16 protein-coding genes are annotated in these 13,917 nt (G+C 68.0%); 7 read left to right on the forward strand and 9 right to left on the reverse strand.

Features of this window, described 5'->3' with window-relative positions; translation table 11 throughout:
* Positions 1-58: 58 nt before the first annotated feature.
* Entirely contained in the window at positions 59-502 is a 444-nt protein-coding gene (locus ACFWPK_RS29165) for a MarR family winged helix-turn-helix transcriptional regulator (RefSeq protein ID WP_378921153.1), read from the forward strand.
* 3 nt (positions 503-505) lie between these two features.
* Here the strand turns inward: ACFWPK_RS29165 and ACFWPK_RS29170 are convergent, their stop codons facing one another.
* Positions 506-1,168 (reverse strand): response regulator, encoded by a 663-nt coding sequence (locus ACFWPK_RS29170; protein ID WP_378921155.1) that lies wholly within the window; start codon positions 1,166-1,168, stop codon positions 506-508.
* Positions 1,165-2,262, reverse strand: coding sequence for a sensor histidine kinase (locus tag ACFWPK_RS29175; protein ID WP_378921157.1), 1,098 nt, complete (start codon positions 2,260-2,262; stop codon positions 1,165-1,167). The genes ACFWPK_RS29170 and ACFWPK_RS29175 overlap by 4 nt, the downstream gene beginning before the upstream one ends.
* Before the next feature lie 323 nt (positions 2,263-2,585).
* Between ACFWPK_RS29175 and ACFWPK_RS29180 the strand changes: the two genes are divergently transcribed.
* Positions 2,586-2,969: a DUF6223 family protein gene (locus tag ACFWPK_RS29180; protein ID WP_378921159.1), complete on the forward strand. Its 384-nt coding sequence runs from the start codon at positions 2,586-2,588 to the stop codon at positions 2,967-2,969.
* Between the two features lie 37 nt (positions 2,970-3,006).
* On the opposite strand, the gene ACFWPK_RS29185 is transcribed toward ACFWPK_RS29180, so the two are convergent.
* The 4 genes from ACFWPK_RS29185 to ACFWPK_RS29200 are packed head-to-tail and all read right to left on the reverse strand — an operon-like array spanning position 3,007 to position 5,903.
* Positions 3,007-3,633, reverse strand: coding sequence for an MBL fold metallo-hydrolase (locus ACFWPK_RS29185; RefSeq protein WP_378921235.1), 627 nt, complete (start codon positions 3,631-3,633; stop codon positions 3,007-3,009).
* Positions 3,627-4,712 (reverse strand): S-(hydroxymethyl)mycothiol dehydrogenase, encoded by a 1,086-nt coding sequence (locus ACFWPK_RS29190; RefSeq protein ID WP_378921161.1) that lies wholly within the window; start codon positions 4,710-4,712, stop codon positions 3,627-3,629. The genes ACFWPK_RS29185 and ACFWPK_RS29190 overlap by 7 nt, the downstream gene beginning before the upstream one ends.
* A 58-nt stretch (positions 4,713-4,770) precedes the next feature.
* Complete coding sequence (locus ACFWPK_RS29195; protein ID WP_378921163.1) at positions 4,771-4,989, reverse strand: three-helix bundle dimerization domain-containing protein; 219 nt, start codon at positions 4,987-4,989, stop codon at positions 4,771-4,773.
* Between the two features lie 44 nt (positions 4,990-5,033).
* Positions 5,034-5,903, reverse strand: a complete 870-nt coding sequence (locus ACFWPK_RS29200; protein WP_378921165.1) for a hypothetical protein — start codon at positions 5,901-5,903, stop codon at positions 5,034-5,036.
* Between the two features lie 254 nt (positions 5,904-6,157).
* On the opposite strand from ACFWPK_RS29200, the gene ACFWPK_RS29205 reads away from it, so the two are divergent.
* Entirely contained in the window at positions 6,158-6,916 is a 759-nt protein-coding gene (locus ACFWPK_RS29205; protein WP_378921166.1) for an ankyrin repeat domain-containing protein, read from the forward strand.
* A 48-nt stretch (positions 6,917-6,964) separates the two neighbouring features.
* Positions 6,965-7,882 (forward strand): alpha/beta fold hydrolase, encoded by a 918-nt coding sequence (locus ACFWPK_RS29210; RefSeq protein ID WP_378921168.1) that lies wholly within the window; start codon positions 6,965-6,967, stop codon positions 7,880-7,882.
* Positions 7,883-7,919: 37 nt separating this feature from the next.
* Here ACFWPK_RS29210 and ACFWPK_RS29215 read toward each other — a convergent pair whose 3' ends face one another.
* A complete protein-coding gene (locus tag ACFWPK_RS29215; protein WP_378921170.1) occupies positions 7,920-8,570 on the reverse strand; it encodes a TetR/AcrR family transcriptional regulator in 651 nt (216 codons plus the stop codon).
* Between the two features lie 155 nt (positions 8,571-8,725).
* Here ACFWPK_RS29215 and ACFWPK_RS29220 point away from each other — a divergent pair, with 155 nt between their 5' ends.
* Complete coding sequence (locus ACFWPK_RS29220; RefSeq protein ID WP_378921172.1) at positions 8,726-10,759, forward strand: CocE/NonD family hydrolase; 2,034 nt, start codon at positions 8,726-8,728, stop codon at positions 10,757-10,759.
* 18 nt (positions 10,760-10,777) lie between these two features.
* On the opposite strand, the gene ACFWPK_RS29225 is transcribed toward ACFWPK_RS29220, so the two are convergent.
* Positions 10,778-11,560 carry a DUF72 domain-containing protein gene (locus ACFWPK_RS29225; RefSeq protein WP_378921174.1) on the reverse strand — a complete coding sequence of 261 codons (783 nt, stop codon included), beginning with the start codon at positions 11,558-11,560 and terminating at the stop codon, positions 10,778-10,780.
* A gap of 105 nt (positions 11,561-11,665) precedes the next feature.
* Positions 11,666-11,989, reverse strand: coding sequence for a plasmid stabilization protein (locus ACFWPK_RS29230; protein WP_378921176.1), 324 nt, complete (start codon positions 11,987-11,989; stop codon positions 11,666-11,668).
* Positions 11,990-12,113: 124 nt separating this feature from the next.
* Between ACFWPK_RS29230 and ACFWPK_RS29235 the strand changes: the two genes are divergently transcribed.
* Together ACFWPK_RS29235 and ACFWPK_RS29240 are read left to right on the forward strand one after the other, a co-directional pair.
* Positions 12,114-12,809: a rhomboid-like protein gene (locus ACFWPK_RS29235; RefSeq protein ID WP_378921178.1), complete on the forward strand. Its 696-nt coding sequence runs from the start codon at positions 12,114-12,116 to the stop codon at positions 12,807-12,809.
* A 39-nt stretch (positions 12,810-12,848) separates the two neighbouring features.
* Positions 12,849-13,853: a YdcF family protein gene (locus ACFWPK_RS29240; protein WP_378921180.1), complete on the forward strand. Its 1,005-nt coding sequence runs from the start codon at positions 12,849-12,851 to the stop codon at positions 13,851-13,853.
* Positions 13,854-13,917: the final 64 nt, after the last annotated feature.

A 13,917-nucleotide genomic window follows, 5' to 3' on the forward strand; every position in this document is an offset into this window, starting at 1 on the left:
GGGGACAAGATCTATCATTGACGACGAAGTGTCTGCGTGGACGAAGTGAGAGGCAAGTATGTCGACACCCGACGACGACCCGAGCGCGATCTTCCGCCGGTACCTGAGTTCGGTTGTGCTGCATGCTCAGGCGGGCGCCAAGGCGGTCGATCTGCACGCGACCGACCTCTACGCGCTGAACATCCTCGAGCTGAACGGCGCGATGACACCGGGGGAACTCGGCACTCGCACCGGACTCACCACCGGCCCGACCACCCGTCTCGTCGACCGCCTCGAGCAGGCCGGATACGTGCGCCGCGGTGCCGACCCGAGCGACCGGCGCAAGGTCATCGTCCAACCGATCGATCAGCCTTCCGAGCTGGACAAGGTGCTGGCCCCCGCTCGGCGCCGGGTCGGCGAGATCATCGCGAGCTATACGCCGGCGCAGCGCGAAGTGCTCTTCGACTATTTCGTGCGCGCGGCCGTGGCGTACCAGGAGTCCGTGGCCGAACTTCGTGACTGAGGTTCACGGGGTTCGAGGGACGACCAGACCGGATTCATAAGCGAGAACGACCAATTGGGCTCGGTCGCGGGCGTGGAGCTTGGTCATCGCTCGGTTGATATGGGTTTTCGCGGTGTGCGGGCTGATCACCATGTGGCGGGCGATCTCGTCGTTGGACAGGCCCTGCGCGACGAGAACGACGGCCTCGCGTTCGCGGGTGGTCAGTTCGTCGAGGGCGGTGCCGGGGCTCGGTGTGCGGGGCTGGGTGACGTAGCGGTGGATCAGCCTGCGGGTGATCGAAGGTGCGAGCAGGGCGTCGCCGCGGGCGGCTACACGGATGGCGTGGAGGAAGTCCTCCGGTTCGATGTCTTTGACGAGAAAGCCTGCGGCACCAGCTCGTAACGCGTCGAAGACGTACTCGTCGAGACCGTAATTGGTCAGGATGACGACGTGAACGCCGGACAGGGCGGGGTCGGCGGCGATGCGGCGGGTGGCTTCGATGCCGTCGACCACCGGCATCTGGATATCGATGAGAGCGATGTCGGGCAGATGCGTTCGGGCCAGCTCGACACCTTCGCGGCCGTCGGCGGCTTCGGCGACCACTTCGATGTCGTCCTCGATGTCGAGGAGCGCGCGGAAGCCGCTGCGGATGAGGGGCTGGTCGTCGACAAGTAGGACACGAATCATGTTCTGTCCACCGGTAATTCGGCGTGCACGGCGAAGCCGCCCCGGGTTCGTGGTGCGGCGTGGAGGTGGCCGCCGAGAGCGGTGACCCGTTCGCGCATGCCGAGGAGCCCGACGCCCGGAACCGGAGCGGTCGTGGGCTTCGCGGTGCCGTCGTCTTCGATATCGACGACGAGACTGTCTGTGCGGTAATCGATTCGGACCGTGGCGGTCGCGGCGGCGGCATGGCGGGTGATGTTGGTGAGTGACTCCTGCACGATCCGGTAGACGGTCCGGTCGACAGCGATGGGCACGTTCTGGCGCGTGCCCTCGATCGTGAGAGTCGCCGCCAAACCCGTGGTGCGGACGCGCTCCACCAGATCGGGGACGTCGGCAAGGCCCGGACGCGGCGAGGTGTCGTCGTCACGCAGGGCTTCCAAGGTCGCGCGCAGCTCGCGGGCCGCCTCGCGACCGGCTTCGCGGATGGCCAGCAGTGCTTCCGGGACCTCTTCGCCCCGCTTGCGTGCCACGTGGACGGCGGCTTCGGACTGCACCTTGATCACCGAGATCTGGTGGGTGAGTGAATCGTGCAGCTCGCGCGCGATGTGCAGGCGTTCCTCGTCGGCCCGCCGTCGCGCGGTCTCCTCCCTGGTGCGTTCGGCCTCGTCGGCGCGCCGCTCGGCTTGGCGTAGCGCTTCACCGGCGGCGCCCGCCGCGATGAGCCACGCGATCTCGAGTGCGTCGCGGGCGCGGGCGAGCGCTTGGGTGGTGTCGTGCAGGGAGACCAGCGCCGCGAGGGGCAGGGCGGCGAGCACGGCCACCGAGACCAGCACGGCAACCATTCGATGGCCCGCGCGGACCGCGAAATACACCGCGAACAGGAAGGCGACGGCGGGCACATCGAAACCGAGCGCCTGGTAGCCCAGCGCGCACAATCCGGTCACGACCAGCACCGCTACCGGTGCCCGGCGTTGCGCGGCAAGTGCGAGCCCGCCCGCGACCAGCAGCCCGTAGCCGAGCCAGTCGAGATCGGTGGGCGAATGCGCGCGGCTCAGCCCGGAGACGAGTAGCACCGCGCCCACGCCGACGGCGATCACCCAGTCGACGGTTCTGCCCATGCGGAAACCCTAGCCCGCTCGCCTCCGGGGCGAATCCCGCGCACGGATGATCCACCGACTACCACGGCTGCGGTATCCGCGCAGCTCCTGCCCCACTCGCGGTAGTCGATACCGCGGCCGCGTCACCTCGAATTGTCCACCGCCGCACGATGACCCAACCTGCTTTCCCGTCGACGATGGAACCCGTCCTACCAGAACCGGCCGCCACCATCGGTCGGCCTGCCAGAACCGACCGCACCAGGTCTGAGCACAGCAGGCCCGCCACCATCGGCTGCCAGGTTCACCGACGACCGCATCAGGTCTATGCACCACGAGGAGCACCCATGTCCATTCGCCCGCTCACCGCAGCCGCTGTCACCGCGGCACTCATCCTGCTGTCCGCCGCGCCCGCCGCCGCGGCGACAACCACCCTCGCCGACTCCTACGGCATGACGACCGACCGTTTCTTCGCGACTTCGGCCGCGTTCCTCGGCCTGGCCGCCGTGCTCGTGGGTATTTGGGCAGTGGTCCGCGCCGGAAATCCAGCTCGATCGTTCATCGCGATCGGCGCGGGCGCGGTCGCGGCTGTCGTCGGCGCGATCGGCTTCGCGACCGCGGGCGGCGGCCCTGGCACCGGAAACGGCATCGTCGGCGCGGCGATCGCGATCTTCCTCGGCCTGGTGGCCATCGCGCTCGGCGCCCGCGCCTACACGCGCGCCCACCGCTGATCAGCGAGCCACGCGCGAGAAGCCGTTCCCGGCGCGGTCAGTGTCCGCGGGCGATCCAGTCCGCGAGCGCGGGCCGCTCCGTGCCGATGGTGGTGGTGTCGCCGTGGCCGGTGTGGACCGTTGTCTCCTCGGGGAGTGTTAGCAGGCGGTCCCGGATCGAATCGATGATCGTGTCGAAGTCGGAGAACGAACGGCCAGTGGCGCCGGGGCCACCCGCGAACAGGGTGTCGCCGGTGAACAGGGCCGCGAGGTCGGGGACGTGCAGGGAGACCGAGCCTGGGGAGTGGCCGGGGGTGTGCAGGATGTCGATATCGGTGCCCGCCACCGTGATTCGCGCGGTGTCCGCCAGGGAGTGGTAGTCGGCGTTCGGGTGAGTCATGCGCCAGAGTGGCTCGTCGCCGGGGTGGAGCAGGACGGGCGCGTCGAGGCGCTGCGCCAGTTCCGGGGCGACGGTCACATGGTCGTTGTGGCCGTGGGTGCACAGGATGGCGGTGACCCGACGGTCGCCGACCGCCGCGGCGATGGCGTCGGCGTCATGGGCGGCGTCGATGACGAGCACCTCGTCGTCGTCACCGATGAGCCACACATTGTTGTCGACATCCCAGGTGCCACCGTCGAGCGCGAAAGTGCCCGAGGTGACGACTCTTTCGATGCGGGTCACCAGACCACCACCGAACGCAGCACCTTGCCCTCGGCCATCGCGGTGAACGCCTGCTCGACCCCGTCGATGTCGATCCGTTCGGTGACGAACCGGTCGAGCGGTAGTCGGCCCTGACGGAAGAGATCGATGAGCATCGGGAAGTCACGTTCGGGCAGGCAGTCGCCGTACCAGGAGGATTTCAGCGCGCCACCGTGCGAGAACAGGTCGATGAGCGGCATCTCCAGCTTCATGTCGGGTGTCGGGACACCGACGAGGACGACCGTGCCCGCCAGGTCGCGCCCGTAGAACGCCTGCTGCCAGGTTTCCGGGCGGCCGACCGCGTCGATCACCACATCGGCACCGAAATCGCCGGTGAGTTCCTTGATTCGCTCGACCACGTCTTCGCTGGTCGCGTCGATGGTGTGCGTGGCACCGAAGTCTTTGGCCCAGTCCAGCTTTCGCTGATCGCGGTCGATGGCGATGATCGTAGAGGCCCCGGCCAGGCGCGCACCGGCGATGGCCGCGTCGCCCACGCCACCACAGCCGATCACCGCGACGCTGTCACCGCGCGAGACATTCCCGGTGTTCATGGCGGCACCGATCCCGGCCATCACGCCACAGCCGAGCAGACCCGCGACGGCCGGGTCGGTCTCGGAATCGACCTTGGTGCACTGCTTTTCGTGCACGAGGGTCTTGTCGGCGAACGCGCCGACCCCGAGGGCCGGGGTGAGCGGTGTGCCGTCGGTGAGCGTCATCGGGACGCTGGCGTTGTGGGTGTCGAAGCAGTACCAGGGGCGCCCGCGCCGACACGCTCGGCATTCGCCGCAGACCGCGCGCCAGTTGAGGACGACGAAGTCACCCTCGGCCACATGGGTCACGGCGGCGCCGACGGACTCGACCACACCGGCGGCCTCGTGACCGAGCAGGAACGGGAACTCGTCGTTGATCCCGCCCTCGCGATAGTGCAGGTCGGTGTGGCACACCCCGCAAGCCTGGACGCGGACGACCACATCGTGGGGTCCCGGATCGGGAATCACGATGTCGACGGTTTCGACCGGCGCGTTCTTCGCGCGGGCGATGACTCCGCGGACGGTGTCTGGCATGCGGACCTCCTCATGGTTGGCGTGGTCTACGTCAACGCTAGCGGGACCGCCCGCCCGATCAATCCGGGATGGGTGGGATCTCTCCTGTCGGACTGCCGAGTTCTTCCTTCACGTGGTGCTCGACGAGCAACGGAACATAGTCGCGGATGTGCACCTTGCCGAACGCGTCATAGACGTTGTGCACGATATTGGCGAGCTCAGCGGGTGCGATGGTCGGGTACCGGATGATCAACCGCTCGATGACCTCGTCGAGTTGTCGGTTCTCGTGAGTAGTCATGTTCCGGGGTTACCCGGAGATGGCGCCGATCAACGGGTCGGCGCCTACTTTTCGTCGAAAACCAGATCGGTCGGCGGGTGCGTGAGGCGGACCGTCGCGCCGTCGATCACCGTGATCACGTCCAGGCCGGTGGTGGAGTGCCCGGTCGAGAGGATGAAGAACCGGTCGGCCGCCTGGGCGAGGAAGGCGGGGAAGCCGTCCAGCGACAGGTCGCCGTCGCCGAGTTCGAGATAGTCGGCGAGGCGGCGGAACAGTTTCGGAAGCAGGACGATGTCGTCGGTCAGCGAAGTCGGTGAGGTCAGGGTGGCGCCGGTCGTTGTCGCGTCGGCGGGCCAGACCCCGAGCCCCGCAGCGGCGGCGGCACTCGCGACGGCGGCGAATTCCTCGCGCAAGGCGGGGAACAGGCTGCGATAGAACGTGGGGTAGGCGAGGCCGGTCGCCAGCTGATGGTGGTTGAGGGTGAGCCGCAGGAGTGCGACGTCGACGAAGGTCTCGCTGCCCGAGGCGCCGGGTGCGGGCCCCCGACCGGCGAACGCGACGCATCGCCCGTGCAGGTCGGCGCCGCGGGTGAGGATGAAACCGGGGACGTCGGCCTGGTCGGTGCTGGTCACCGTCTCACTCGCATTGCGCACCACACCGGTGAATCCCAGCCATGCCAGCAATTCCTCGGCGGCGGCACGGGCCAGCGGCAGCGGCTGATGCATGCGGGTGCCGTGCCGGGGCGTGTAGTGCGTTTCGAGCGAATCGATACCGTCCAGGCGCAATTGCGCGGCCCCCGAGGCATTGCGCTTGACCCGATGCGGACCGCCCACCCGGTCCCACAGGGCGGGGTCGTCGGGCCGGAAACGCACCGAATCACCATCGGGCTGTGCGCCTTTGGCGACGAAGACTCCGGAGATCAGCAGAAACGGCATCGCGCATCCTTCGGCTCGTTCTGTAACAGACACCCAGTCTGGGCACGGTTGTCGCACAGGGCAATACGCACCGGCGATGGTTCTGCGCTGTTCACCCGGCGGTTACCGCGATCCCGCTCGCTTCCGATACGGCGGGTGGAGCTCGCCGCACCACGGCACATAGACGGTGTCGATGGTGGTGATCGGCGCTGCGTCCTGGACGTGGCGCGACCGGGTGGGCACGGTGGAGGGTGACCTGACCAGAGGAGACACCTATGCACACGGCTCGCCCGACAGCTCGTGGCCCCCGCGCGGCCGTGCTCGCGCTCGCGGTTCTCGCGGTGGGTATCGGTGCCTGCTCCGCCGACCCGGGAACACCGGAAACCGCCGCACCACCGGCCGCGACCGCAACCTCACCCGTCGTCACTCCGGACGGGTCCGCCGCACCGCCGACTCGGCAGCTCGATCACACACTGGACGACGACCTCTACGACGCGGCAGTCGCCGATGACACCGCCCTGGTCCGCGACCTGATCGCCCGCGGCGCCGACCTGGAGACACGTGGCGACAACGGGCGCACACCACTGGTCGCCGCCACCAAGAACAAGGCGAGCGAGGCCGCGGTGGCGCTGATCGAGGCGGGCGCCGACGTGAACGCCAAGGACGACCTCCAGGACTCCGCTTACCTCTACGCCGGCGCCGAGGGCCTCGACCAGATCCTCGCGGCGACCCTGCGCCACGGCGCGGACCTGCGCAGTGTGAACCGCTACGGCGGTACGGCGCTCATCCCGGCGAGCGAGCACGCGCATGTGAGCACCGTGCGGATGCTGATCGCCGCGGGAGTCGAGGTCGACGATGTGAACACACCTCGGTGGACCGCACTGCAGGAGGCGATCGTCTACGGCGACGGTTCGCCGAGGCATACTGGGCTGCAAAGGTATTCAAGCGAGTCGCGGCTGAGATCGGTGACGTCGTGCACGGCCCGCTGTGCCGCGGCGACTTCGTCGACGGCCCGGCGGGCATGCGCGAGATAGGCAGCGATGTCGGGGAACGCGGTCGGTCGCGCGGGTTATCCTCGCCCGATGGCCGAGGACTCGTTGTTCCTGGATCCCAAGATCGGTCGACCCACGGGCAAGATCGGCTACTTCGCCGATCGGCCGGGCTTCGATCGATTCGCCGCCGCCTACGTGGACGGCATGGCGCTGCTGCCGAAACCTGACGCGATGGGCGCGATCTCGACCTCCTTCGGGCCGGTCCGCGCGTATCGATTCGGACCCGGCGGCGACATTCCCGTCGTGCTCCTGTCGGGGCGCCAGGCCTCGACACCGATGTGGAGGTCGAACCTGCCGAGCCTGATGGCGCAGCGCACGGTGTGGTCGGTCGACAGCATCGGCGAGCCGGGCGCGAGCACCCAGCGGCGCGAGCTGACCGACGGTACCGACCAGGCGACCTGGGTGACGGAAACAATTGCGGGACTGGGTGTTCCGCGCGCGCATCTGCTCGGCGTGAGCATCGGCGCGAACCTGGCCGTGCAGACCGCGCTGCACCGGCCCGAGTGCGCCGCTTCGATCACCTTGCTCGATCCGGCGAATACCTTCGCGCCGTTGAGCTGGAAGATGATCGTCGTCTCGCTCGGCAGCGCGATCCCGATGATGCCCGCGAGCCTGCGCAACAAGCTCCTGAGCTGGATCTCCGGTGGTGTCCCGGTCGACGAGTCGGTGCCGGAAGGTCGGCTGATCGCGTCCGGGATGAAGGACTACCGGGGCGCGCAGCCGCTGCTGGCGCGCCCGACCGAGGACCAGTTGCGCGCCATCACGGTGCCGACGCTCGCGCTGTTCGCGGGCCGCAGCATCGTGCACGACTCGGCGAAGGCCGCCGCCACCGCACGCTTGATTCCCGGCGCGCAGGTGGAGGTCTGGCCGGACGCGTCGCACGCGATCAACGGTGAATACCCTGAGCAGATCGCGCGGCGATTCGCCGAATTCACCGCGGGAGTCTGACCGTCGGGCCTTGCTCGACCGCTGATGTCGCGGCGGGTCACCCGCCGGCCGGGCCGATCCGCGTCAGCACCGCGTCGACCACCAGGCACGCGCTGTCGACCACATCGGTCAGCGGTTGGCGGTATTCGTCGAGCACCCACTTCTGGGCGATGATCACGATGGCGCCGACCAGTCCGAGCAGCACGGTGCGCACACTGACGGCGGGATGGGTTTCCAGGTCGACGTGCGGGGTGACCAGGGCGAAGCAGATGTCGACCAAGGCGTCGAGAACGCTGTGGTAGGCCCGGTCGACGGCGGGGCTCACACCGAGGATCTCGAAGAACGCGATCCTGGGCACCCGTGGGTCGTCGAGGATGAGCTGGAAGTACGCGGTCAGGGCGACGCGCACCTGCGTCTCGACATCGGCGTCGGCATCGCGAAGGCCGGTATGGATCGCCTCGATCATCCTGGCGGCCGTCTCGCGATACACCTCGAGCAGCAGATCCTCACTGTCGGTGAAGGATTCGTAGAAGTAGCGTTTGCCGACGCCTGCCGCCGCGCAGATCATGGTGACTGTGGCGTTGCGGTAGCCGTCGATACCGAAGGCGTCGGTAGCCGCTTCGATGAGCCGGGTGCGGCGTTCCTGCTGACGTTGCCCCGGTGCGGCGCCGCGGTACAGACGGCCGTCGTCGAGTTCGGGCGCTGTCACAGTGCCAATTCTGTCAGGCGGTGGCCGCGGAGTGCGCGCGGGCGCTGATCGAGGATTGCCCAGAACATGTTCTTGCGATCGAACGTGACCCACGCTACGTTACTTCCCGGTACGGGAACGTTGTGGTTCCCGATGGTCGAGGGGTGAACCGAAGCATGATCACACATCGCGGGCGGCTGGCCGCGCTGGTCGCATCCGTCGTCGTCTTGGCAGGCGCGGTCGCATCCGCACCGGTCGGACAGGCATCGCCGAACGCCGAGGGTCTCGACGCTCAGTTCATCGCCACCCATAACGGTCCGCAGCAATACCCCAACGTCTTCATCGAGTGGGACGTCCCGATCACGATGAGTGACGGCACCGTATTGAAAGCCAACGTCTATCACCCAGCCGGTGCGGATGGTCAGCCGGTCTCCGAGCCGACACCCACCATCGTCAACTTGACGCCCTACACCAAGCTGGTCACCAACCTCGCCGACTCGGCACTCGCGGTGCCAGGCCTGTCGGACCTGCTGCTGCCGGTGCTGCAGAACCTGGACTTCTCGCCGTTCGGATTCAGCAGCCTCAGCGACATGATGAACGCGCTGCCCGGCGGCGCGGCGCGCACCTTCGGCGTCGACCGGAACCTGATCCGCGGCGGCTACACCCAGGTGGTCGTCGATGTGCGCGGCACAGGTTTCTCACAGGGCACCTGGCAGGTGTTCGGTGAACGCGAGCAGCTCGACGGCGTGGAGGTCGTCGACTGGGCGGCGAAGCAGGGCTGGTCCGACGGCAAGATCGGGATGAGCGGCGTCTCCTACTCGGGGATCAACCAGCTGCACACCGCGCAGCGTCATCCCGAAGCGCTCGAGGCGATCTTCCCGGTCGTGCCCGGTAGCGACCTGATCCGCGATGTCGCCGCCCCCGGTGGCGCGCTCGGGATCGGGTTCATCCCGACCTGGCTGCTCGCTGTCGACGGCACGAAACTGGTGCCCGATGTGATGTCGATGCTGACCGGCAAATTCGACTGGGTCTGGCTGCGCGACCGGGTGCGCGACCCGTTCACCTTCTTCAACGTGCTCATCGCCGCGCTGACCACCCCGAGCATCGACCAGATCCCGCCGGAGATGGCCGCGATCCTCGACGACGAGAGCCCACTGCGGACTGCCTGGGTCGGCTCGCCCGAACAGGTGCAGGTGCCGACCTTCCTCTACGGCGGCTGGCACGACATCTTCACCTACTCCACCCCGCGCATCTACAACGCGGTGAACGTGCCCGCCGAGCAGAAGAAGCTCGTGATGGACGATGTCTATCACGGGACGCTGAGCTCGGGCCTGGGGCAGCCGGGTGCGCCGGCGCCCCTGGAATCGTTGCAACGCGCGTGGTTCGACAAGTGGCTCAAGGGGATCGACAACGGCATCGACCGCTACGACCCGGTCACGTTGTGGCAGCAGGGAAGTGATCAGTGGACCACCGACGTCGCCTTCCCTCGACCGGGCATGCAGCACCGGCGGATGTATCTCGACGCTGCCTCCTCCGGCACCGCGCCGGGCGCCCGCCACGACGGCAGCCTGCGTACCGCTCCCGGTGCCGCACAGCGTCTCTCGGTGGACCCGAGCCTGACCACCATCTGCTCGCGTGATGCCGCGCAGGGCACAGCCGGACTGGTTCCGCTTCCCGATGTCTGTTCGAAGGATGCCCGGATCAGCGAGGGTGCCGCGCTCACCTTCACCTCGGCGCCGGTATCGCAGCCGACGAGGATCTCCGGGTCGATCGCCGCGCATCTGAACACCGTGCTCGACGCGACCGACGGCTACTGGACGGTGACCGTCAATGATGTAGCACCCGACGGTACTTCGACGGTCTGGTCGCAGGGCCAGCTGGTGGCGTCGTTGCGCACGGTCGACGAGCCCAAGGCGACCCGCTCGCCGAACGGCGATTACACCGACCCGTATCCGTACCTCACCCTGGACACCCGTCAGCCGATCGTGCCCGGCGAGCCGACGACGATCGACATCGGCATCCGTGCCACCGACGGTGTCCTGCTGCCGGGTCACCGCCTGCGCGTCGATGTCTTCGCGAGCAACTTCCCCAGCGGAATCCCTTTGCGCCCGTTGCTGAACGAGAGCGGCCTGCGGACCCAGCACCTCGAGCTGGACCCGGCGCGCCCGAGCTGGATCAACGTCCCCCTCGACACCGATCCCGGCTGGTGATCACGGCTCACCGTGGGGTCACGACGCCGTCGGTTCGCTGATCGGTAAGTCGGGCACCCGGGTGACGTCGGCGCCTTCGCCCGCCGCGAGATGGGCGAAGGCGACGGCGTCACCCACCGCCGCACCGCCGTGGTCGTTGTTGAAGTAGACGTAGCTGTCGTCATCGGCGGACCAGGTGTCGAGCAGCCGATGGGCCCACCCGCTCAACGCCTGCTTGCCGTAGGACGGCAGGGGAGCGGCGCGGCCCGCGTGCAGTCGCAGATACGCCCAGCCGGCGGTCCGCCACAGTGGCGTGATCGGCCTGGAATCTCGGTCAGCCCAGGTCAGGGCCGCGTTGTGAGACGTCAGAACGGATCGCACCTCGTCGGTCCACCACGAATCGTGGCGCGGTTCCACCGTCACCCGCACCGAGGCCGGGAAACAGCGCAGGCAGTCGTCGAGCAGATCCGGGTCCGAGCGCAGGGTCGGTGGCAACTGGAGCAGGATCGGGCCGAGCCGATCACCCAGGCCAGCGGCATGGTCGAGCAGCCGCGTCACCGGTTCGGCCGGCTCACGTAACCGCTTGATATGAGTGAGATAGCGGCTCGCCTTCACCGCGATCACGAAGTGGTCGGGTGTGCGTTCGCGCCAGGCCGCGAAGTTCTCCCGGCTCGGCAATCGATAGAACGCGTTGTTCGACTCGACGGTCGCGAACCCCTGCGCGTAATGCTCGAGCCACCGCCTGATCGGCAACCCCGCCGGGTACAGCACGCCGCGCCAGTCGCGGTACTGCCAGCCGGAAGTGCCGACATACATGGTCATTTCGGCCTCCCACTCACCCGCGCCCGGCGCACTTGCTCCTCAGATCTGCGAGCGCGGCTCGAGTTCGCTGCTGCCGAGCCGCATGGCGAACCTTTCGCGGTGGGTTCAGCCGCGGCCGAGGGCAGTCGCCAGTTCCTGCTTGTTCATCTTGGAGCGGCCGTCGATATTGCGGCGACGGGCTTCCTCGTAGAGCTGATCACGGGTCTTGCCGCTGCCCTTGGCTTGTTGACCGCCACGCCGCTGCGCGGAACCGCCGGATCGCGATGACTTGCCCGACCCCTTCGTCTCGCCGTGCTCGGCGCGCGTCTTGTTGACCGTACGCGCGGCGATCTCCTCGGCCCTTTCCTCGCTACGGCCACGGTCGCGCTCGGATTTCTTGATGTCTTCGTACTGGCGTTCGCGTTTGGCACTCCATGCTTGCTGGGGCATAGCCCTGCTCCTGTTCCCGGGTCGGTGGACGGCTCTGCTTGCCGCCTACCCGGCGATCGGCCGGGGAAACAACCGCCCGGCGAGGATGCCCGGAACCGTGATCGGTGACTGGCACACTGGCGTGGTGAGCGCCTCGGGCAGCGTGCGGGCGGCCGCCGCGGCGGTGTGGCGGTGGATCCGCAGCGCCCCGGGGACGTACCTGTGGCTGGCAGCGCTCGGCGTGACCACCGCGATCCAGCTGCGGCTCTCACCCGAGGAAGCCAGAATCTGGCTCGGGCATCGCTCCACCAACCTCGATCGTCTCGGTGACGACCCGATCCGCGTGCTGATCGGCAGCGCGTTCTGGACCGACGGCGGCGGGTGGCTGGTCTACGCCGTGCTGTTCAGCCTCGTGCACGCGAACGCCGAACGATGGCTCGGCTCCCTGCGGTGGTTGGTCGTGGTAGTCCTCGCGCATGTCGGCGCCACCTATCTCAGCCAAGGCGTGTTGCTCTGGGCGATTCGGCACGACAGAGCCCCGGAGCGGGCGGCGTTCGCGCTCGACGTGGGCGTCAGTTACGGGCTGGCCGGAGTCGCGGCCGTGCTGGCCTACCGGGTGCTGCTTCCGTGGCGCGCGCTGTATGTCCTCGGCGTCCTGGCGGTCTGTGTGCCACCGGTCTTCCTGGACCGCACGTTCACCGATGTGGGCCACGCGGGGGCGGCGTTGATCGGCTTCGCGTGTTACCCGCTGACCCGAGGGCGGGACCGTGGCTGGAACCCGACCACGCGATGGCGCGCATTCCTGACAAGTCGTCGAGTCCGCCGAGGGCTCGGTGGATGACGCGGCGACGTCGTCGGCGCCGCCGTTAGGGTGGGCCAGGTGATCTTGCTGGCGATCGGTGTCGTTCTGCTCGGTGTGTTCGTGCTGTGCTTCCGTCAGGAGCGGCGCCGATTCGGCAACGCGGTGTTGCTGCTGCTCGGAATTCTGTGTGTGGGCGCCGCGCTGATCGGCTCGGGCGCCGAGGGGGCCGGCCCCGAAATTCTGGTCTTCTTCGCGCTCGCGTTGTCGCCGCTGCTGGTGCTGGTGCTGGCGGGGCTGCTGATGCTCAACGGTGTGGTGATGTTGCGCCGCGAGGGCGTGCGCCCGGCGAACCTGCTCTCCTTCGGGCTCGGTGTGGCATTGCTGATCCCGTACGTGCTGCTGGTGATGGCGGTGATCGCCGAGTGGATGGTGTTCGGGGTGTTGCTGCTCGCGGTCGTGCTCGTCGCCGCCTACCTCGGCTTCGTGCTGGTCGCGTTCCTGCTCTATTCGGTCGTCTACAGCTGGGTGACCCGCACCGACGACGCCGTCGCGATCGTGGTGCACGGCTCCGGCCTGCTCGGTGACCGGGTCCCGCCGCTGCTGGCGAGCAGGCTCGACCGCGCGCTGGGCATCTGGCACACCGATCGCGCGCACGGGCCGTCGCAGCTGCTGGTCACCAGCGGTGGCAAGGGGTCCGACGAGAAGGTCTCCGAAAGCACCGCGATGGCCGCCTACCTGGTCGAACACGGCGTCCCCGACGAAGAGATCCTGCGGGAGGACCGCTCGACGACCACCCGAGAGAACCTGCTGTTCAGCCGGGAACTGCTCGCCCGACGCGGGATCGGGAGCCGCATCCTGCTGGTCACCAGCAATTTTCATGTGCTGCGGACCGCGCTGCTCGCCCGGTCGGTCGGGCTCGACGCCCAGGCCGTCGGCGCGCCGACCGCGCGCTACTACCTGCCCAGCGCCATCCTGCGCGAATACGTCGGGATTCTGGCCGAGTACAAGGCGGTCAATGCCGTGATCTGCGCGTTGCTGGTGGCGGCGCCGGTCGCGCTGGCGATCTTCGGTGCAGCGAAGTGACAGATTTAGGTGTTACGTAAAGTTATGGTTAGTTGTATCATCGGTTCTACCGAGCAGGACGCAA

Origin of the sequence: Nocardia sp. NPDC058519, assembly GCF_042719755.1 — a bacterium.
Classification (GTDB): Bacteria; Actinomycetota; Actinomycetes; order Mycobacteriales; family Mycobacteriaceae; genus Nocardia.